A 22,685-nucleotide genomic window follows, 5' to 3' on the forward strand; every position below is an offset into this window, starting at 1 on the left:
TACTGATATTATTCTCCATATATCACCTCGTTAATAGTATTTTTATATAGTATAATTAATTTTCTTTGTTATGTCAATCTACTAGCTCTACCTCAACAAGCTCGGTATGCTTAGCACGGAACAGTTCATCTTATCAAACGCCTATTATATGCGAGAAAGTACTTGACGAACTTTACTATATGTATGTAGGCATGTATGGCAAAAAAGTTGATAATAACTATATAATGTGTATTGATTTGTAAAATGAAATCATTTCAGTATATTCAAAAGCTGTAAAAATAGACAGTTAATTTTACACTTACTTTTCCAAACTATTTTTTACATTATAGAAAATTCTATATAGTTAGAGTATGCATCTGTAAATTTATTAAACCTTTATATTACTTAATATTATTATAAAATAATTATTTATGTTCAAGCCATTTGCATTCTGTTATTTCCATATTTGAAAATACTGCTTTGAAAGATGAATTTTCAGGACTGCATGCATATATTCCAAATGGTATTTCATCATCAGCTTTAAATAAATGAAATATTCTCATTTGTTTGAAATTTATTCCGTCTTCGCTGTATTCAATTAAAAAATCGCTTTCCCTTCTGCTTAATCTGTAGTACATCTCTTTTATAGAAGCTGATATATCCTGAGTAGCCCAATCGGAATAACCATTATTTGTAACTACACTTCCTAAACGCTGATAATTTTCATTCTCATATTCTATAGAAGCCTTAAACCAATTTTCACTGTCTATATAAATAGAAACTCCGCATTGATCGAAACGATGCTTACTTTCAAATACAGTTTTCACTATAAATGAAAAATATTTTTCTTTAGTTTTTGTTTGAAGTATTGGAGCATTATCATTTCTAAAACCATAATATGTTCTCTGCCATAAATCAGTATTAGGTTCTGTATATATTTCTATTTTTTTATCATCGATTAATATATCTTTCGGCTTTCTAATCCAATATAGCTCTTCTTCTAAAAAATATTTATTCATAAAAAACTCTTTAAATAAAAATAATTTTAACAAAGTTATTCTATTTGTCAATTTTTATTAATAAGAAGGTTAGGCATAATAACCTAACCTTCTTATTAATAAATTATATATTCATTAGAATCCGCCTAATGTTATGCTTAATATTAAAATCAAAACAGATACCCCAACAAATACATATTTAGACATAAAATCAAACCACTTAGGCAAAGGTTTATCCATACCCTTTTCTACATTTTCTCTGAAAGTTTTCATTCTGAAAATCCAAAAAGTCATTATACCTGAAAGCATAGCCCCTGTAGGAACAATATAAACAGAAACAAAATCCATCCATGATCCTACTTTCTCAGCTTTTTCTATAAAAATACCGACAGCTATCATAATGATACCAATAGATATAACAGCAGCCTTTCTTGATAATTTCAATCTATTTTCTAAAGCTTCAATAGGACATTCCATCAAATTTATTAAAGATGAAACAGCTGCAAATAATATTGATATATTAAATAGTATAGAGAAAAAATAACCAAAAGGCATTTTCTGAAATACTAAAGGTATTGATATAAATACTAAAGGCGGACCTGCTTTAGCACTTATTCCAAATGCAAATACAGCAGGTATAACTACAAAAGCACATAATAAAGCACCCAAAGAACTAAAAATAGCTGTTTGAATTGCAGCCTTTGGTATATTTATATCATCTTTCAAGTATGAACCGTACACCACCATTCCGCTTCCAGCTAAAGACAGAGAAAATAATGCCTGACCAAGTGCCATAGCCCAAGCTTTTGGATCTGACAAAACTTCCCAATCAGGAACTAATAAATAATCTATTCCATCTTTTATATTAGGTAAAGTTAATACCCTCACTAATAATATCATAAATAATATATAAAATAGAGGTATTAAAAACCATATTAGCAAGTTCTATTCCCTTAGATACTCCTCCTATTAATATGAGAACACAAATAACTATTCCCATAATATGCCAAGGTACGCTTCCAAAATCACCTACAAGCTCCCCAAAATATGCTGCAATATTAGTTTCTCTAAATAAACTGCCGTCTATAGAACCTACAGTATATTTTAATATCCAGCCAACAACTACAGAATAACCTATAGCAATACCAAGTGATCCCAACATAGGGATAACTCCTATTATACCGCCGAAATTTTTATTCTTAGTTTTCAAAGCATTTTCAAAAGAACCTATAGGCCCTGTTTTGTTCATTCTGCCTAATGTAAACTCGCCTATTAAACCTACTACACCTAAAGCAATAACAAAGAAAAAGTATAATATAAGAAATATTGCCCCGCCGAATTGTCCTACTCTCCATGGAAACATCCAAACGTTCCCTATTCCAACTGCTGAACCTATACAAGCTATAATAAACCCTATAGAACCGCTGAAATTCTCTCTTTCTTTTTTCATATATAACCCGCTTAGTTTTTATTAAGATAAAGGCTCTAATTTGGAAGTAAAATGTCTTAATATAGGAGGCTCCCAAGTTATTCTATATCCTTTTATAGAAGAAGCCCTATCTCTTATTGATATCAAAGCCTCAGCTACAACATCCATATGTGCCTGAGTATAAACTCTTCTAGGTATAGCCAATCTTGTTAACTCCAATTCAGCTTCTAATTGTTTTCCAGTTTTAGGATCATTTCCCATCATATAAGAACCTATATCGCAGCCTCTTATTCCAGCTTCTCTATATAACTCTATAGCCAAAGCCTGTCCTGGAAACTCATAATAAGGAATATGAGGAAGCATTTTCTTAGCATCTACAAATAAAGCATGTCCTCCAACAGGATATTGGAATGGTACTTTAGCTTCTCTTAATATATCACCTAAATATTCAATCTGTCCTATTCTATAATGCAAATAATCAACATCTAATCCCTCTTCCAAACCAATAGCAAGACCTTCCAAATCTCTTCCTGATAATCCGCCGTAAGAAACAAAACCTTCATTAGGAATAGTAGATATTTTCACTTTTTCAAATAAAGCGTCATTTTCTTTTATACCAATTAATCCGCCCATATTAACTATAGCATCTTTTTTGGCACTCATAGTAAATCCGTCAGCATATTGGAAAGTTTCTTTTACTATTTCTCTTATAGATTTATTTTCATAGCCTTTTTCTCTTTGCTTAACAAAATAAGAGTTTTCAGCATATCTTGCAGCATCTATAATAAGAGGTATATTATATTTCTTAGCTATTTCAGAAGTTTCTTTAATATTTTGTATAGATACAGGCTGACCTCCTGCAGTATTATTAGTAATTGTCATTATAATAATACCAACATTTTCAGGCTTATACTCTTTTATCAATTTCTCAAGTCTTTCTACATCCATATTACCTTTGAAATCAAAATAATTCTCTGTATCCAATGCCTCTTTACAAACACAGTCTACAACTATACCGCCTGCTAATTCAACATGTCCTCTTGTTGTATCGAAATGCATGTTTGAAATAGAATACTGACCCTTTTTAATTATATTAGGAAGCAATACCTTTTCTGCAGCTCTTCCTTGGTGAACAGGCTGAAAATATTTGTATCCGAATATAGATTTAGCAACATCCATAAGATGAAAATAACTTCTGCTTCCAGAGTATGATTCATCGCCCATCATAATTCCAGACCATTGTCTATCGCTCATAGCCCCAGTGCCTGAATCAGTTAATAAATCAATATAAACATCTTCAGCTTTCAAAGCAAATACATTGTAATTAGCTTCTTTTATTTTTTTTTCTCTTTCTTCTCTAGAAATCATTCTTATAGGCTCTACCATTTTAATTCTAAATGGCTCTGCAATATATTTCTTCATACTTACTCCTTTAATTTAGTTTAGTTTAGTTATTTTTATTATAATAAAAAATATATTACCATTACGTAAAAAAAAATCAATTATGTAATTTATTAAATTTTATTAAAAAACAAAAAATCCGAATAGCCTTTTAAAAACTAATACGGATTTAAAATTCATATAAAAAATTATTTTAATTCATTAATCAAAAAATCTTCTAAATTATTAGATATTATTTTATTATGTCCTGAAGGAGTCCATTCTATAACTTGTCCTTTAGTATTCACCAATACTAAAAGTCCATCAACTCCAACATTTTGCAAAACTAAACAATCTTTTGGAAAACTATCATTTAATTCTCTTTCTTCTAAAGTTGTATTTAATATATTTCTATAGCCTTTAACTCCAAGACCAAAAAATTCTTTATCTTTATAACTAAATAAACATATATCTTTTAAATAAACATACATAGAATTATCTAATTTTAAATTAAGTTTAGTTTCTAAATCTTTAATATCATCATCTGTTACATTTCTATCTTTATAAATATTTAATTCAATAAGTTTTTGTTTTAATTTGTTCATATATTAGCTCCTATAATTTTATTTTTAAGACTTTATTTGTGATTCTACTTGTTCTGCTCTTGCTTTCCAATAATCACTTCTTTCTTTATTAAATTTATCTCTATCAATTTCAGATTCCTTTTTTACATCATGAAGAATAGTATTATTTTCTTTTCCTCTATGCTCTTGCTTAGTTAGCTCTGCTAAAGGATAATCTGACTTCTGACCTATATGATGAAGCTCTATAGGATTACCATTTTTATCTAAAGGGGCATAACCATCTTTCATTAATTCTAAATTTGTCTTCCCAATATCTTCATCTATTTGCTTGTAATCTATATCAGTTCTTTCAAGAGTTGCTTTTCCATTAACCTCCCCCTCTTTTAATGGAGCATTTTTATATATATCCAATTCTTCTTTGCTTCTAATATTATCATTAATCTCTTTTGAAAAAGGACTATTTTCTTCTATTTTTTTAGTTTCTTCAGGACTTCTAACAAATTGATCTCTAATCTCTCTAGAAGTTTCTTTACTATTTTTTATTTCATTCACAGAAGTTCTTTCATCAATATTTAATTTTTTTGCCTCTAAATTATCAGATATTCTTTCAAACATATTAAACTCCCTTGTAAAATTCTTTCTTCCATTCATTATATTTATCCATTTTAATATTTCTAATATTACTAGCATGGATAAAAATTAAATTCACAGCCTCTAAAATATATTTACTTTCAAGCCCATTATATATATTTTCAATATTTCTAACAATATCATTATGTAAAGTTATAATATCCAAACTATTCATAGATATATCATTGATGTTCAACATATTATATATTACTTGTGGAAGTTTTTCATTATCAAATCTTTCACTATTAAATACTTCTCTAATATTAATTTTCACAGACTCAGCAATATTAACATCATCTAAATAATCAGTAACACTATTATCAATATCTTCATTCAATGATTTTTGAATTAAAGATTTAAGCACATCTGATTTACTAATTCTATTATTTATAAAATTTTTATCTTCTATCTTATATGATTTTCCTTCTTCAATAATATTATAATGTTCAACTTTACATAAAACGCTATCAATCCAATTATTCTGATAAACTGCCGCAACACCTGTATGAAGTTTAGCCAATTCTTCTATTTTATCATCATTAAGTCCAGCTGCTTTTCCTACCATTTTCCTATCTGAATATTCTGGGAGTCTTAAAATAATTTTTGTATTAGTGTTTCTTATAGCTGACATATCTACCATAGCTGGAGACTGATCTGCTATTATAAATCCCTCTCCATAAGTACGCATTTCAGCAATAGAGTTTGAAAGCATCTCAACTGATTTTCCTACTAAATTAGCACTCTCACTAACTTGTTCTGTAGAAGTTCTTTTTAATATATTATGCGCTTCTTCTAATATAGTAACATGTTTTAATTTCTGATTCATTGCTTGAGATGATGTTCTGTATTCAGAAAGCTTCATTATAAGTATAGCCATTATAATTGATTTAGTTTCTGTTGCATATACATTGCTTAAATCAATTATAACATTTTTATCAAACAATATATTATCATCTATTTCTTTAGATGATAATATTCTCCCTATTATACCATTAGTAAGAGATCTTACTCTTGTAACCAATGATCCAATATAATTACTTTTTACTTCCTGAGAATAATCAGAAAATTCTATAACTTTTTTGAGATTATTCAAAACATCTGCGAAATTAGGAAATATGTTATCTCCGTATTTATTTACAGACATATCTAAATCCCAGCCAGTATCAATATAAGATTTCTCAACAGCTTCTTTTAAAACTGCAGGCATAGCTGCATACATAGGCCAGCAAACATTGAATATATCTATAAGTCTGTCAATATGTTCAAGAACATGAATACTTTTATTAAAGCTGAAAGGATTAATTCTTAAAAGTTCAGTATAGTCCGGATTAGTCCCAAATACACAAACATCTTTTCTATACCCGAATACATTTTTATATTCACCCTTAGCAGGTTCTATTACAAGAAAATTAATATTTTTATCTGCAAGTCCTTTTATCATTTTATAAATTGTATTACTCTTTCCAGAACCTGTTGAACCTGTTATAAATGTATGAGATGCTAAACTTTGTATATTAAGATTAACTTCAGTGTTTTCTTCTTCTCCTAAATGGAATATTTTTCCTAAATTAATAGTATTTGAATTATCCATCTTATCATAAGAAAGTATTTCTCTTGAAAAAGGAGTATATCTAATAACAGGGATACCTGCCACACTTCTTTGAGGAAATCCTGATTGTATAGACATTTCTAAACTGCTGACAACAACTGCCGGAGAAACTAGAGGTAATTTATTAGAAGGCTGATCTGTAAGTCTAAAAATAGGATGATGCATTTTCGATACATAATTCAAAACCTCTTTTTTATTTTCATTATCATTAGTCCATAAATTTATAGCACTTGTTTCAACAGAAGAACCTTCCCCTCTTATTAAAGACTGATATATACTTGAGACAACCCTATTAGTATGAGCATATTCCGAAATAAAATAAGCCGAACTTCTCCATACACCTACATCTTCACATTCATTTATACGCTCTAATTGTTTATCTATCTCTTTTAATATATTAGTTATTGTTTTGTTTTCGGATGTAATTTGCACCGTTTTACTGCTTCCAATCTGTTTTCCTTTTGCTTCAGCTTCTGCTTCCTGCTTACTTTCAAAACTTGATTCTGATATTGATAAACCAAAAGACTGAGATAAATCCGCTTTTATAGGACTAAAATACCCTCCTATACTTACTGATCCTGTAGTAGTGTGTGATTTTGACAATGCTTCTGATGTACCTTTTGATACAGATTTAGTAATAGTATTAGTTACAGATTCACTTTCACTAGTAGAAAAACTTAACTGAGAAGATTTCAATGTTGATAATTGGCTGTAAATGATTTCATAATCATTTTTTATAGAATATATTTCATTTTGAACTATTGGATCAGATATTATAATTATACTATACTCCTCGCCTTTCATAGCATCTATAAGTTTCTCTATGCCCTGAGTAAATGAATTATTATCATCTTCAATATCAATCTTCCTTACTCCTGAAATTGAAGAACAGGAGGATACAATATTATTTTCATTTGATAACTCCTCAATTATTTGTTTCATTTCATCATTGTCAATGTCTTCTATAGAAGTTCCTGAAAAAATACCTTTTATAGATTTCTCAAGTACCTCAGAAGAACTATGGAGAGTTTCAGAAAAAGTTTTTACTCCTATATAAAAATCAGTTTTTACTCCATTACTTTTTACAAGTGTAATAATAGAAGAATTAGTATTATATATAGAGTGAAATACTGATGAAAGTTTAAGCTGATTATTCTCTTTATTTTCAAATACTATACTATTAATTTTATAAAATCTTAAATATTCTCCGATTTCTTTTTTATCAATTTCTTCATCTAAAGGAACTACATCATAATTTACAAGATTGGCTAAATACTTTTTCATCACGATAGTATCAACATTTTCTATAATCTTAAAAAGATTGTTTTCATCCCCATTATTATTTACATCATTATTTTGTTTTGATAATTCTTCTGACATAATTATTCCTTATTATTAAATATTTTTCCTGCTAATTTCTTTAATTCTGTAGGAGCAACTTCGGCTAATATTTTTAATTTATTTTTTTTTTCATTTATTTTTTCGCCAAAAGTACTAATAACCCCATTGCAATTACTCCTAATATTACTGCAATGGGTAGATACTTTGAAAATCTGAATTCTTTTTCTTTAATAGGATATAGTTTCTTACTCATACTTTTCAAAAGCTCAACCTTCTCCATAGTGAAATTATCTTTTAAACTTGCCGCTATTCTTATCCAATAATCATAATCCCACTCTGTGTTATCTTTAAAAGATTCCTGCCTATCATTTTCTTTTACAAAATCAGGAATTCTATCTGTTATATATTTCAGCGTATCATCAAAATAAGTAGTAGAAAATGACTTATCTGTATTGAGTATGGAATACAATATGTTATGAAGAGATAAAAAGTCTCTTTTTTCCACGCTTTCTTTTAAATAATTATTAGGCTCAAATTTACTCATATATACCTCCTTTATTATAATTCTATAATAAAATTTAATCTATCCACAAAATCATTTATCCATTTCTGACTATTTTTATTTTTTTCAATATGCTCCTGCATATTTACTTCTGAAGAAACCATATCTTTTAACTCTGCCATCTTTTTATTTAATAAAGAGTTTAAATTTTCTATCTGAAGTAAATAATATGACTTTAATTTCTCAGCCTCATTTAATATTTTTTCTTTTTCTTCCTCACAATATTTTTCTATATTAGTTACTACATTTGCCAATACTTCTCCATTATACTCCATAATATTAAATTCATCTTCAAGCCTAACAAATACAAACCATTTAAATTCTTTAGGAAGTACATATTTATCAAATTCTTTTTTCATATTATTAATCTCTTGATTAAATATATCATCAATATGATGTAAATTAGAATTAAAACCATCGATATTTAATTCTTCAAGCAGTGATTTAATATGTGATTTATATTCTTCAAATATATCATTTGACACCTTTTCTATATTATCAGTCATAATATGTTCTAAATCTATTTTAAATTTTATAGCTAAATCACTTAATGACTTCATTATTTTTTCTTCATAAATCTTTCCTCTTTTTTTATCAACTATATATTTTCTCTCTTTTTTTGAATATTTATGTCCTAAATTAAATATAAGCTCATAAATATCAAGAAAAAATCTGCCAATACCTTTATTATTAGTAACTTCTTCTGTAATTCTACATACTTCATTACCAATACTTTCCCCAATTTTTACTCTTAATTCCTCCATATCATTCTTTATTTTATCTGAAATATCTAACTTTTTTATTTTTTCTTTGAAGTCAAGCCCTTTTTTTCCTGATTCAATCTGCTTCTCTACAAAAGAAATTTTCTCTCTAAAAATCTCAAGATCTTTTTTATTATTAGAAAGTTCAATGGCTATATTATTAACAATTTTTTTTTCTTCTATGTATCCTATAAAAGTATCAACAGCATTCTTTATTCTTTCAGGCATAGAATATTTTTCTAAATAATTATTTATTCCTATTTCAAGAGCAGGGACTCCAGTATGAATTAATAATTTATCATTATCATCTAAAGCATTTTCAAGCATATTTTTTATTTTTTCTTTACCGCTTATATTAATAGAACAATATTTATTTGAAAGATGAAAATCTTCAAATGCATTAGTAAGTCTGCCATACTTATGTATTGAACTTTCTAAATCTTCATCAAAATGATTCTTATCATATTTCATAAGCCTTATAGCCATAGCATTTTTGGCGGATATTAAATATAAATTAGGATTATTAATTTCATACTTATTTTTCAAATAAGTAACAATATCATAATATGTTTGTTTAATAGAATCTCTATTTTCAATATCAAATAAATCAGTTTGATTAAAAACAAAAATGAATCTATCTTGAAATTGCTTACCATCTTTTTTCATAACTTCAGAAACACTTTCCAAAAGCAAATTATCCGAATCCGAACGGTAATCTGATGCATTAAAAATATATATAATTAAAGGCTCTTTTTCTTTAATTACAGAAAAAGTTTTCTCTTTATGTTTTTCATTTTTAGCATTATCAGGTCCAGGTGTATCTAATAATACAACATTCATATCATTAGTTTCAATAAATTTTATATCAGCTTCAGCATCAATATAAGAAACTCTGCTATCGGAATTAAATTTTTCCATAACAGTATAATCAGCATCTCCAATTGTTTCTATTACATTATTGTCATTGTCCTTAAAACATGCAGTAATATTTTTAACACCTTTAACATCTTTTATCTTTATAATAGTTGATGTACATGATGATTCTTTTATTGGAAGCAGCTTCTTTCCTAATAAAGAATTTATTAATGTAGATTTCCCAGCACTTATAGTTGCTATAGCAGCTATTTCCAATTCTCTATTTATAGCCTTATCAAACTTTTTTATTACATCTTTTGTTTTCAATTCTTCAAAAGGTGCTGTATCCTGCATATAATTAAATAGTTCTTTTAATTCTTTAAGTCTATCATTTACTGTTCTTATTTCTATATATGACAATGTTACTATTTCTTTATTTTTCAGTTCATTGAATTTTGATGCTTCCTCTTGAATATCTTCATAATCTAATATAGTACCTTTAAAAACTAAATTGAACTTTGATTTTATCACTTTATATATTTCAGGAATAAGTTTATCCACCCAGTTTTGAAGTCTGGATTGTTTATATTTATGTATTTTAGAATCTTTATAAAAATCTTTACCATCTTGCTGTATTATAAACTCTAATGAAAAAGGATTATATTCTATATATATTTCAATCATTTACAATACTCCTTATAATGTTTTTTATTAAATTAATTGAAGTTCTATCTATTAATTTATATATATCAGATATACGATATTCTTTATTATCAACTATTACATTTACATTATTATCATCACATACATGTTCTGAATCAATATATAAATTATAATTTTTAACATACAAAGGTAAATTCATTTTATCATCTTTAAATTTTTTATAAAAATTTATAAAATCACTTTCTTCAAATATTGTTATTTTATATCCATTAATAATTTTTTTGCATATTTCAGCTGCTTTTAATGAGGTTGGTATAATAATAATATCTGTAAAACCAATTTTACTTAAATATTGTTGAAATTCATTAATTTTTTCTTCTATACTATCTCCATTATTAAAATTTACTTCATCGATCATATTTATTAAAAATATGATTTTAGATTTTTTATTATAAACTTTATAAATATTATTTAAGAAATTATCATTATCAATACTTTCTAATTTTTTAAGTGTTACAATATAAATATACAAATCAATTAGATTATTTTCTAAAAATCTTTTAGTAATAGCAGCATGCTCCTCGTTTGTTGAATTATTAACTCCTGGAGTATCATATATAAATAATAATTTATTATCTAAACCAAATATATTAGATTCTAAAAATACATTATTTATATTATTATCATCATTCCAATTATTAAGGATATGCTCATCTATATTATTTGAAAAAATATAACTTTCATCAATAGAGGAATAATATCCTCCATATTTTTCTTGACTATTTAAATTAATATTATCACTAATAGAAGTTATCTTAGCTGTACAAGCCTTACGTCTTGATGGTATAAACTTCATACCTAACAAAGCATTAAAAAGTGTAGATTTTCCTGCACTCATAAGGGCAAATACTCCTATATTATAGACAGGCAAAGAAAAATAATCACTTACTATTTTTATATTATTTAATAAATTATTAGATGCATATTTTAAATATTTATTATCAGATGAAGATATAAGATTATTAACTTTATCATATATATTCTCTATATTATTAGAATTTAATATATGTAAAAATTTTGCAAGCAGAATTTCTTCTTTATATGAAAGCATAAAATCATCTATTAAATTATTAATTTTATCATAATTATCATTTTCTGAACCTATCAAATATCTAATAAAAAATAACTCAAATAGAAAAATCATTTTAAATCTATAGTTTTTATATATAAATGGGATATTCTTAAACTTATCATTTTTACCTTTAACTATCTTATATATTTGTTTTACACAAAATAGAATATTATTATTTTCATTAAAATTAGATTCTATATTTAAAGCATTGCTGTAATTTTTTAAGAATATATTCAAAGCAGTATTTTTATATAAATCTTTTAAATAATATTCTAATAAATACAAATAAGATGATCTAAAATTTGATTTCATATTATTTAGTTTACTATCATTAAATGCAAATCTTAATAATATAAGTCTATCATTAATATACCTAATTTTACAATTAGTGTTTAGATTATAATATATTTCATTACTATGATATTTTTTCACTATACATGGAATTACAGAATGAAAAAAATTTATTATAGATCTTTTAAAAGATGTAGTATATTTTTTTTTATTATGATACAAATATTCTGAAATATAATGTTTATTTTTTAAATATATAATAAAAATAATAAATATAATTGATAATAATATAACAAATATAATACCTAAAATATACCATGAATTACTAGATACAGAAGATTCCTGAATATTCATACCTATCTCCTACAACAATATTTTATATTATAATACATAAAAAATCAAATAAAAAACTATTAAAAACAATAAAAAATCCGTAAGAGTTGTTATCACTCCTACGGATTCTTATTTATTCACTTTTATTAATTACTTAATTAAGCACCTAAAACACCGCTGATTAAGAATGCTGTAGCGAAAGAAACGATAGCGTAAAGTTCTGGGAATACAGCAACGATGATAGTGTTACCAAATACATCATAACCATTACCTATAGCTTCAACACCATTAGCACAAACTTTACCTTGGAATATAGCTGAAACCATACAAGCTAAACCAACAGCGATACCAGCACCTAATATAGCAGCACCTTGGAATATGCTTATGTCAGCTGTTAGATAAGGCTGCATAATGAAGAAAGCTGCGAAACCATAAAGACCTTGTGTACCAGGTAAGGCACTTAAAACAAGACAGCTACCGAAAGCATCTTTGTTTTTCTTTAAAGCACCAACTGTAGTCATAGCAGAAATAGAAGTACCAACTGCACTACCAATACCAGACATACCTACCATTAATCCTGCACCTAAATATCCTAATAAAAGTGCTGTGTTCATTGTAAAACCCATAATAAAATCTCCTTTTTTAGATTATTTTCTTTTTAATTATTTTTTATATAAACTAATTAAGCCGCTTTTTTGAGAGGCTTATACTCTTTTCCGCCGCCTTCAAAACCAACGTTATTGTAGAACTCTACAAATGTTAATCTCAAAGGGTGTACCAAAGCACCAAGTATGTTTAGTAAGAAGATGGCAATATGACCTACTACAAGGAATACAACCATTATCACTACACCAACACCAGGAATAGCTTTGAAACTCATACCTATCTGATTTATTACCAATGCCAATATAGAACCGGATGCACCTAAAGCAAACAAACGTATATAAGAAAGTGTATCACCCATTATACCAGTTGCCGCAAAATAAACTCCAAGTATAGAGTTTAATACATCAGGCTTCTTACCAACATTAGAAAGTATTACTAAGAATACCAAACCAACAGCTATTAAAGCATAATATACAGTGCTGAATTGTTTTATAACTTCCATTTTCTGCATATCGCCCAAGAACCATAAAACAAGTCCCGGTATGAATAGAAGTTTACCTATAGCACCAAGTATATCGCCTATAGGGCTAGTTTTAATTCTGTCTATAACGCCTACCAATAAAGCGAAACATATATGAAGTACGCCTATAAGTAATGCTGTATTAAATGGAGTTAAGAACCAATTTTCTTTTAAGTCTGTAATTATTAAATACTTACTTAAAGTGGCAAATATAGGTATTTGAGTATTTGAAGGTATGCTTACACCAAAGAAACTTCCTCCGTTTATAACACCCATAATAGTAGTACATATACCTAATGTTAAAGCAAGTATGCCTACTCCTCTTAATTGTCCTTTTAATACTGTAAATAAGCCTATTAAAGCTACTATAGTTAATACTATACCATAACCTGAATCACCGAAACAATAAGCGAAGAATAACGGATAGAAAACTGCTATCATAGGAGTTAAATCTATCTCGAAATAATTCGGTAATTGGAATAATTTTGTAATAAGCTCATAAGCACCTGAATACTTATTATTTTTAAGCTCAACAGGAACTCTATCATCTCTTGAAGGATCTTCCATTATATAAGCTATTTTCTTGCTGTCTAGTACAGACTTAACTTCGCTTTCTTTATCTTTAGGAACATAAGCCTCTACATAAAGGATTTTTCCTTCAGTGCCTTCGCTAGCTATAAAGCTTTCTTTAGCTTCTTCAAAATGATTAGATATATTAAGATTATCTATTTCTTTATTAATAGCTTCTATAAATACCTGATTTTTTATAATCTCAGTATCATTATTTTCTATTTCTTTATCAAGCTTAGCTATTTTCTCATTTATTTCGCTATAAGAATGAGAAGGCATATTAACTATATCGAAAGGAATAGTCTCTTCACTGCCGTCTTTTTTGAAAGCAACAAAATAAACTTTTCCAGCTTCCTCTTTGATAGAATAAGTAAATATATCCTTAACTTCAGAGAAATTATAGTCATTATACTCTTTAGCATTTGCACTGTAGAATAGAATATTATAGCCTGTTTTTTCTTTTAAGCCATTAACTTTATCAAAACTAAAATCCCCGAAAGGAGCTATAACAGATAATTCTTTTTTAAGCATATCTCTTTCAGCTTTCAATTTATCAGAAGCCTGAGAAGTAGATATAACATTTTCTATAACTTCATTAGCTTTTTTTGATAAATTATCAGCTTTTACATTAGAAACATCTTTTTTAGCTTTTTTAGCATCAGCCAAAGCATTATTAATAATATTTTTAGCTCTTAAAGCATCATTTTTCTTACTTGAAATATTTTCTATATTTTCAGATGAAACACCATTAGCAATTTCAATATGCACAAGTCCAAGTGATGCCAAATCGCTTAAAGTTTTTTCCCTATCCTCATGAAAGACAAAGAGAGAGAGTTTCTTCATTTTTCTAATCATAAAGATGCCTCCTTAGCTCTGTTTCTTTCTTTTACTATCTTTTGAGAAGACTTACTTAAATTATCCTCGTCTTCCATATACCTTTTAATCTTGATTATAGCTGTTTTATACTCAGGAATCTGTACTTTCTCATAAAGGTTAACTTTCTGAGTAGTTTTTTTCCTAGCATAAGCCAAAGCATTTAATCTAGCCTCAGTCATTTCAATTTTTACCTGAATAGTCATAAGGCGTTCAAACATACTTATGGCAAGTCTTATCCAAGAAGGCATATTAAAGAGGCTGACATTTTCAATAGCAAAATCTATATTAGAAAGTATATTCACTTTAACACCGGCAATATTTTTAAGCTCGGAATTAATTTTTTTGATTTTTACTATCTCAGGAAATTCAGTCCAAAAACCATTGTAGTTTTGATTTTCTTTAACTAACTTTTGGTATTCTTCTTTAAGTAATTCAATCTCAGCGGTAATCTTTCTCACCTCAAGACGAAGAGCTGCCTCTTTACTTTTTAAAGTAGGCAATGCTTTCTCACGTATAGAAAGCTGACGTCTTAGGTTTTGAAGAGCCGTTTTATTGTATTGAAACTTTAATGCCATATTTTGTACCTACTTTATTAAAAATTAGTTGTTAGTCCATTTACCATATTTTTCTACAAGTGATTCTTTTACACCTACTTCTGCTTTACTGAAGTATTTACCCATCAATTCCCAACCAGTTTCTAACATCTCATCAATTTTTATGTTAATGTCTATTGCTAATAATCTTTCAGAATATTCAGCAGCATATTTCAAACATCTTTCATCGTACTCAGTCAAGTCGAATCCGTTTTCTTTTTTCATTTTAGCATTAGCAGCATCTGAATAAAGACGTACTAAAGTGTTCATTACAGCAGGGTGATCTTCTCTAGTTTTCTTACCTATAACCAACTGTTTCAAACGTGAAAGACTTCTGAATGGGTCAATGATTGTTTTACCTATATCAGAGTCACGTCTTAAATAAAGCTGACCTTCAGTGATGTAACCAGTGTTGTCTGGTACCGCATGAGTAATATCACCTTCGTTAAGAGTAGTAACAGCAATAATAGTAATAGATCCGCCGTCTGGGAACTGAGCTGCTTTCTCATATATTTTAGCAAGGTCTGAATATAAAGAACCTGGCATAGAGTCTTTAGAAGGAATTTGGTCCATCTTGTTAGATACGATAGCCAAAGCGTCAGCATAAAGCGTCATGTCTGTAAGAAGAACAAGAACTTTCTGCTTATGCTCAACTGCGAAATATTCAGCAGCTGTACAAGCCATATCAGGTATCAAAAGTCTTTCTACTGGAGGGTCATCAGTAGTATTGATGAAACATATAATTTTATCTAATGCTCCAGCTTCAGTGAATGTATTTTTGAATGATAAGTAGTCATCGTTAGAAAGTCCCATACCTCCAAGAATGATCTTATCAGCTTCAGCTCTCAAAGCAACCTGTGCAAGTACTGCGTTATAAGGCTGGTCTGGGTCTGCGAAGAATGGTATTTTCTGTCCTGTAACAAGAGTATTGTTAAGGTCGATTCCAGCAATACCAGTAGCGATAAGTTCGGAAGGCTGTTTTCTTCTAACAGGGTTTACAGAAGGTCCTCCGATTTCTACTTCCTTACCTTCAATTTCTGCACCTCCGTCAATAGGCTCACCATAAGCATTGAAGAATCTTCCTGCAAGAAGTTCGCTTACTTTAAGTCTAGGAGGTCTGCCTAAGAATACAACTTCAGCGTTAGTAGGTATACCTTCAGTACCTTGGAAAACCTGAAGTGTAACAATATCTCCAATCATTTTTACAACCTGAGCAGGTCTGCCGGCTACTAGAGCCATCTCATCGTTACCAACATTTTCTGCTCTTAATGATACAGTTGCTTTAGTGATCTGTACTAATTTTGTATATACTTTTTGAAATGCTTTAGGCATGTGTTATACTCCTTTCAGCAAATATTGATTCCATCTCAGCTGTGTATTTTTTGTGATCATCAGACTGATATACAGAATAGTTCATCTGTTTGAATGCGTTAATAAGTCTTTTGAAATAAGTACCTACTTCGCTGTAATCATCAAATCTGTAATCAGCTTCTACAACTTTCATAACTTGATTTAATAATTCTTTTTGTCTTTCTATAGGACAGTTCTTATCTACTTTATCGAAAGCGTCTTGCTGTAAGATAACGAAGTCTATAAGTTCTGCTTTCCATAAACGCTGATGGTATTCAAGAGGTACTGCGTCGTCACCAAGAATGCTTATTTGGTCATTAGCTTCCTGTCCTCTTCTAGCAATATCTTTTGCTTTAGTTACTTTATCAGCCCAGCCTTTTTCTATATTAGTATCTGAGAATTCTATGAACTCTGGATATTCAATATATTTAGAATAAGAATCTAATGGGTCAACAGCAGGATATCTCTTACTGTCAGCACGTTTCTGTGATAAAGCGTAGAAACATCTAGCAGCTTTACGAGTAGATTCTGTTACTGGCTCTTTCAAGTTACCGCCTGCAGGAGATACTGTACCTATGAATGTAATAGAACCTGTTTCTCCGTTATTTAAGTATACGAAACCTGCTCTAGCATAGAAACTAGAAATAATAGCTGGCAAGTCGATAGGGAATGCATCTGGTCCTGGTAATTCCTCAAGTCTGTTAGACATCTCTCTCAAAGCCTGTGCCCAACGAGAAGTAGAGTCAGCAAGAAGAAGAACTTTAAGTCCCATTGATCTGTAATATTCAGCTATAGTCATACCTACATAAACTGAAGCTTCACGGGCAGCAACCGGCATGTTAGAAGTGTTACAGATGATTGTTGTTCTTTCCATCAAACTTCTTCCTGTTCTAGGGTCTATAAGTTCTGGGAATTCTGTAAATATTTCTACTACCTCATTAGCTCTCTCACCGCAAGCTGTCATTATGATCAAGTCAGCGTTTGCGTTAGTAGCTAAAGCGTGCTGTAATACTGTTTTACCTGCTCCGAATGGTCCCGGAATAAATCCTGTACCGCCTTCAGTAATTGGGTTAAATGTATCTATAGTTCTTACACCTGTTTCTAATAGTTTGAAAGGTCTTGGCTTTTCTTTATAAGCTTTAATAGTAAGTTTTACAGGCCAAGTTTGTATCATTGTTACATTTACTTTTTCACCATTAGCTGATTTGATTACAGCTAGTGTATCTTGTAAATGATAAGTGCCTGCTGAAGCAACGCTTTCAACAACACCTTTGCCTTCAAATTTGAAAGGAACCATTATTTTATGGTCAATCCAACCTTCTTTAACAGCACCAATCCAATCTCCAGCTTGTACTTCCTCTCCTACTTTAGCAATTGGAGTAAAGTCATAAGTTGATTCTTTATCTTCAGAAAGATCATTATATTTACCTCTTTCTAAGAATACACCTTGTAATTTGTCAAGGTCATTTTGAAGTCCGTCAAAGTTTTTACCTAAAAGTCCAGGTCCTAATTCAATCTCTAACATTGAACCAGTAAACTCTACGGCATCACCTAATTTTACACCCCTAGTAGATTCAAATACCTGAGCACTAGCACTAGTACCTGATATTTTAATAACCTCAGCCATAAGTTTCGCATTACCGCAAGATACATAACATATCTCGTTTTGTGAAACAGGACCGTCTACCTCTATTGAAATTAGGTTTGATATAATAGCAGTTACTTTACCTTTAGTCATTTCTATCTCCTAATTAATTATACATACATTACATAGCAGACGCTTTTTCTTTTAATGAACCTATTAGCGTCTCCAAATGTTTTTTACCTTCCTCTTCGTTTCTTCCATTTATACTAACAGCATAAGTAAGATTTATATAATAAGCAAAAACATTATCTGTTGTGAAAGATTTTATAGATGTAAGTTTCTCTAAAAATTCTCTTACTAAAGAACACTCTATATTTTCCATATTATATGGATCTGCTTTATCTGATGAATTGAATGTTTCAACAATAGTATTAATGTATGGTATCTCTCTGCCTACTCCAAAATCTGAAGCTGTAGATTTTGTTAATGCAGATATCAAAGAATAATCTCCTATAAGTTCTTTTGCTATCTCATCACTGCTGAAACCTAAAGCTCTTCCATTTAAAGCAGCAAGAACGTTCTTCATATCTCTCATAAATAAAGCATAATTTTTTATAAATGAATTACCGCTTTGTATCATCTCTTCATAATACAAATTTAAAAGAGTATTTTCTATATGTCTTGCATTTTCCCATTCAACATTCTTACTGTCTTCTAAAAATTTGCTCATATATAATGGTAAATTTGATATGCTTGAATATTTCTGCATTTCTTCTTTGCTGAATATTGATGGTTCTATATGTTCTATATAAGGAGTAAATAATCCCTTTTGTTTTGCTATAGCACTTACTAAATTTTTATTATCATTTTGATAAATTAAATACTTGAAAAATTTAGCATCTTTAGCACTTAAACTAGATAATATGCTTTGAGTAATTTCATTAATATCATACTTAGCCTTAGCGTCAGAAAGTTTAACTTCGGGAAGACCTGAGATAAGATAATAATATGATCCCATACTCACTCCTCTTATTTAGTAAATATTACTTCTTCCGTTTTTGCTTTGATATAATCACTGAAGAACTCTACGAAATCTTCATCTGTAAATTGAAGTTGATAATTTCCGCCTTCAGGAACGATTTTGAAACCGTTAGATAATTTCTTATCAAAATTAATAGTAGCGTTATTTATAGCACTTTTTATAGATTTCTCGAAAGATGCATCTATATCAGCTTTCTTTGATTCTGGGAAATATACTGTTACATCTGAATTACTTGAAGCGATATCCCATTTTTTTACTACTTCAAGAATTAAATCTTTTAAGAATGAAGTGTCTGCAAAAGCACCTTTAAGTCCGTCTTCTAATACTTTAGCAGTTACTAAATCCTTGATTCTTTGTTTTAAAGCACTGATTGACTGCTCGCCTGCCATACGAACATCTGTTATTGTATTTTTCTTTAGCTCCTCTGACTTTCTTTCTGCCTCTTTAATAATTTCTTCTGATTTTGCTTCTGCCTCTTTTATAATTCTGTCAGCTTCGCTTTTAGCATTTGAGATTATTTCATCAGCTTTTTTGTTGGATTTTTCAACACCGTCTTGATATATGCGTTCAAGAAGGGAGTCTAATTTTTTCTCTTCAGCCATAATAACTCCTTGACTTTTTTATAAATTGATTTATAGAAATTTTAAAAATTTTCTCCAAAAACACTATTTTATTAGTTTATCAATATTTTTAAAAAAATCAAGCAAAATACATAAAATAATTATATAGATTATTTTTTTAATTCAGGTATTGCAGGTATTAATATTTGATAATATTGTAACATTTTTTAACAAATAAATAACATAAAACAATAATTAAGTTTAAATTAAAAAACTAGCAAAAGAAATAAATATATATTTATATCATAAATTTATATAATACTACTAATATTTTATATTAGCAGAGAATATACTATTTTTAATAAGATTAATTAGAGTGATTAAATATTATAAATTAATTTTAAAATTTTTTATTTATATAAAATATATTTTAAATAATTTAGTTTTTGAAATTTATTTAGAGTCCCGCCCTTTAAGACTTTATAACTTATTTTTGATTAAAACTTTATTAAGATTTTAAAACTTAGATTATATTTTTTGGCACCCACCCAAGTTTTTTTAAATTTGCAATCTACTCAACGCACGGTTAATTTTCTATTATATACCTAAACAAATATATTTTGTCAATTTTAGTTTTTTCAATTTTATTGTTTGTGGTGGCTTTGCCCCCACACCCCCAGTTATTTTGTTGGCACATACGAAGTACGCCTGCGGCGAGAACCAAAAAGACTGCATTTTTAGGCTATATCCTATATTTAATAGGCATGTTTTTAATATAAAGTTCTAGCAATTGCGTTTTCGCAAAGCGTATCCAAGCTTGTCGAGGATATAGCTACTTTTTTGTGCATCAGTTGACAAAGTTAAAAATTTTCAGTATATATAATAAAGTAAAAATTATAAATTCATTATAATTATGAATCTTCTTAGCGTGCGGTGAATAGATTAATAATCTAGTTTTATTCAACTACTCCAATGTATGGAAGATTTCTGTATTTTTGAGCATAGTCAATTCCATATCCTACAACAAATTCATCCTCTATATCAAAACCATTATAATCTATCTTTATATCAACTTTTCTTCTTGAAGGTTTATTTAAAAGTGTGCATATTTTGAGAGAAGCAACATTTCTTGTCTTTAATACTTCGCATATTTTCTCTAAAGTATAACCTGTGTCTATTATATCTTCTACTATAATAACATCTCTTCCTGTGAGAGGTATATCAACATCTTTGAGTATTTTAATTTCAGAACCTATCTTATTGTTTCCATAACTAGATACTATCATAAAATCAATTTCCACAGGTACATCAATATGTCTTGATAAATCAGCAATGAATATAAAAGAACCTTTTAAAAGTCCTATTATGCATGGTATGTTTTCTTTATCTTTAAGATCATTAGAGATTTGCTCTGCTAATTCTTTAACTTTCTTATTTATATCTTCTTCAGATATAAGTACTTTTGATATATGCTCATCTTTTCTCATACATTATTCCTTAATTTTTTTATAGTAATTATTTGATATATTATCGTATAAAATAATGTTTAATTAAAAATAAAAATATATTTTAAGATTAGAATTATTACATCAAAAGAAATTGTTTTATTGAAGTTTTTATGGATTGTGTAAAATAAAATATATAATCACACTTTATATAACAAAAAGCCGACAGATAAAATATTTTATCCATCGGCTTTGTTTTATATTAAAAGCTTAAATTAATTAGCTTTTTTAGCTTCTATAGCTTTTGCCAATTCTTCAGCTAATAGAGGAAGTACTTTGTTAACATCACCTACTATACCCAAATCAGCGATTCCAAACATTGGAGCATCTTTATCTTTGTTTATAGCAATAATGTATTCAGATTCTTCCATACCAGCCATGTGCTGAATAGCACCAGAAATACCGCAAGCGAAGTATATATTAGGTCTTACTGTTTTACCTGTTTGACCTACTTGTCTAGCCTGCTCTATGTATCCAGCATCTACAGCAGCTCTTGAACCAGAAACGATAGCACCGATTTTAGAAGCTACAGCCTCAAGATTCTTGAAGTTTTCTTTAGAACCTACACCTCTACCACCAGATACCAATATCTTAGCTTCTGTAATATCAACTTTCTTAGTAGTTTCTTTTACAACATCTAAGATTTTAACTTTCATTTTAGAAGTATCTATAGTTAAAGGTAATACTTCAACTTCACCTTTTTTACCTTCTTCTTTAGCTAATTTTTGCATTACGCCAGGTCTTACAGTAGCCATTTGAGGTCTGTGGTCTGGACAAACAATAGTAGCCATCAAGTTTCCGCCGAATGCAGGTCTTGTCATTCCGAAAACTTTAGTTTCATCATCTATATCTAATTTTGTACAGTCAGCAGTAAGTCCTGTAGAGATTCTTGAAGATACTCTAGGAGCTAAGTCTCTTCCTAAAGTAGTTG

At 28.7% G+C, this 22,685-nt stretch carries 19 protein-coding genes; all 19 read right to left on the reverse strand.

Features of this window, described 5'->3' with window-relative positions:
• Positions 1 to 404: 404 nt before the first annotated feature.
• Positions 405 to 998 (reverse strand): DUF1349 domain-containing protein, encoded by a 594-nt coding sequence (locus Q0K19_RS12080; RefSeq protein ID WP_297248285.1) that lies wholly within the window; start codon positions 996 to 998, stop codon positions 405 to 407.
• Positions 999 to 1,112: 114 nt separating this feature from the next.
• On the reverse strand, positions 1,113 to 1,877 hold the full coding sequence (locus tag Q0K19_RS12085; protein ID WP_297248287.1) for a sodium-dependent transporter: 765 nt from the start codon (positions 1,875 to 1,877) through the stop codon (positions 1,113 to 1,115).
• Entirely contained in the window at positions 1,843 to 2,427 is a 585-nt protein-coding gene (locus Q0K19_RS12090; RefSeq protein ID WP_297248289.1) for a hypothetical protein, read from the reverse strand. The genes Q0K19_RS12085 and Q0K19_RS12090 overlap by 35 nt, the downstream gene beginning before the upstream one ends.
• A 21-nt stretch (positions 2,428 to 2,448) precedes the next feature.
• Entirely contained in the window at positions 2,449 to 3,828 is a 1,380-nt protein-coding gene (locus Q0K19_RS12095) for a tryptophanase (RefSeq protein WP_297248291.1), read from the reverse strand.
• A 167-nt stretch (positions 3,829 to 3,995) separates the two neighbouring features.
• Positions 3,996 to 4,391, reverse strand: a complete 396-nt coding sequence (locus tag Q0K19_RS12100) for an SMI1/KNR4 family protein (protein ID WP_297248292.1) — start codon at positions 4,389 to 4,391, stop codon at positions 3,996 to 3,998.
• A gap of 24 nt (positions 4,392 to 4,415) precedes the next feature.
• Complete coding sequence (locus Q0K19_RS12105) at positions 4,416 to 4,985, reverse strand: HNH/ENDO VII family nuclease (protein WP_297248294.1); 570 nt, start codon at positions 4,983 to 4,985, stop codon at positions 4,416 to 4,418.
• Position 4,986: 1 nt separating this feature from the next.
• Positions 4,987 to 7,989, reverse strand: coding sequence for an ATP-binding protein (locus Q0K19_RS12110; protein ID WP_297248296.1), 3,003 nt, complete (start codon positions 7,987 to 7,989; stop codon positions 4,987 to 4,989).
• A gap of 94 nt (positions 7,990 to 8,083) precedes the next feature.
• Entirely contained in the window at positions 8,084 to 8,494 is a 411-nt protein-coding gene (locus Q0K19_RS12115) for a hypothetical protein (protein ID WP_297248298.1), read from the reverse strand.
• 14 nt (positions 8,495 to 8,508) lie between these two features.
• Entirely contained in the window at positions 8,509 to 10,812 is a 2,304-nt protein-coding gene (locus Q0K19_RS12120; protein ID WP_297248300.1) for a dynamin family protein, read from the reverse strand.
• Positions 10,805 to 12,568, reverse strand: coding sequence for a dynamin family protein (locus Q0K19_RS12125; RefSeq protein WP_297248302.1), 1,764 nt, complete (start codon positions 12,566 to 12,568; stop codon positions 10,805 to 10,807). Before Q0K19_RS12125 ends, Q0K19_RS12120 begins: the two co-directional genes overlap by 8 nt.
• A 137-nt stretch (positions 12,569 to 12,705) precedes the next feature.
• Positions 12,706 to 13,173, reverse strand: a complete 468-nt coding sequence (locus Q0K19_RS12130) for a V-type ATP synthase subunit K (RefSeq protein WP_008721414.1) — start codon at positions 13,171 to 13,173, stop codon at positions 12,706 to 12,708.
• A gap of 56 nt (positions 13,174 to 13,229) precedes the next feature.
• A complete protein-coding gene (locus tag Q0K19_RS12135; RefSeq protein WP_297248304.1) occupies positions 13,230 to 15,098 on the reverse strand; it encodes a V-type ATPase 116kDa subunit family protein in 1,869 nt (622 codons plus the stop codon).
• Complete coding sequence (locus Q0K19_RS12140; RefSeq protein WP_014489165.1) at positions 15,095 to 15,694, reverse strand: V-type ATP synthase subunit D; 600 nt, start codon at positions 15,692 to 15,694, stop codon at positions 15,095 to 15,097. The genes Q0K19_RS12135 and Q0K19_RS12140 overlap by 4 nt, the downstream gene beginning before the upstream one ends.
• Before the next feature lie 24 nt (positions 15,695 to 15,718).
• Entirely contained in the window at positions 15,719 to 17,044 is a 1,326-nt protein-coding gene (locus tag Q0K19_RS12145; RefSeq protein WP_014489166.1) for a V-type ATP synthase subunit B, read from the reverse strand.
• The gene (locus Q0K19_RS12150) at positions 17,037 to 18,800 is read right to left on the reverse strand and encodes a V-type ATP synthase subunit A (RefSeq protein WP_048596126.1); all 1,764 of its coding nucleotides are present in this window, start codon (positions 18,798 to 18,800) and stop codon (positions 17,037 to 17,039) included. Before Q0K19_RS12150 ends, Q0K19_RS12145 begins: the two co-directional genes overlap by 8 nt.
• Before the next feature lie 28 nt (positions 18,801 to 18,828).
• Positions 18,829 to 19,665 carry a DUF2764 family protein gene (locus tag Q0K19_RS12155; RefSeq protein WP_297248309.1) on the reverse strand — a complete coding sequence of 279 codons (837 nt, stop codon included), beginning with the start codon at positions 19,663 to 19,665 and terminating at the stop codon, positions 18,829 to 18,831.
• An 11-nt stretch (positions 19,666 to 19,676) separates the two neighbouring features.
• A complete protein-coding gene (locus tag Q0K19_RS12160; RefSeq protein WP_014489168.1) occupies positions 19,677 to 20,291 on the reverse strand; it encodes an ATP synthase subunit E in 615 nt (204 codons plus the stop codon).
• 914 nt (positions 20,292 to 21,205) lie between these two features.
• Positions 21,206 to 21,736, reverse strand: coding sequence for a hypoxanthine phosphoribosyltransferase (gene hpt, locus Q0K19_RS12165; protein WP_297248312.1), 531 nt, complete (start codon positions 21,734 to 21,736; stop codon positions 21,206 to 21,208).
• 233 nt (positions 21,737 to 21,969) lie between these two features.
• Positions 21,970 to 22,685: electron transfer flavoprotein subunit alpha/FixB family protein (locus tag Q0K19_RS12170; RefSeq protein WP_297248314.1), on the reverse strand; the 716-nt coding region annotated here is incomplete at its 5' end.

The sequence above is a fragment of the uncultured Brachyspira sp. genome (genome assembly GCF_944393015.1).
GTDB lineage: Bacteria > Spirochaetota > Brachyspiria > Brachyspirales > Brachyspiraceae > Brachyspira.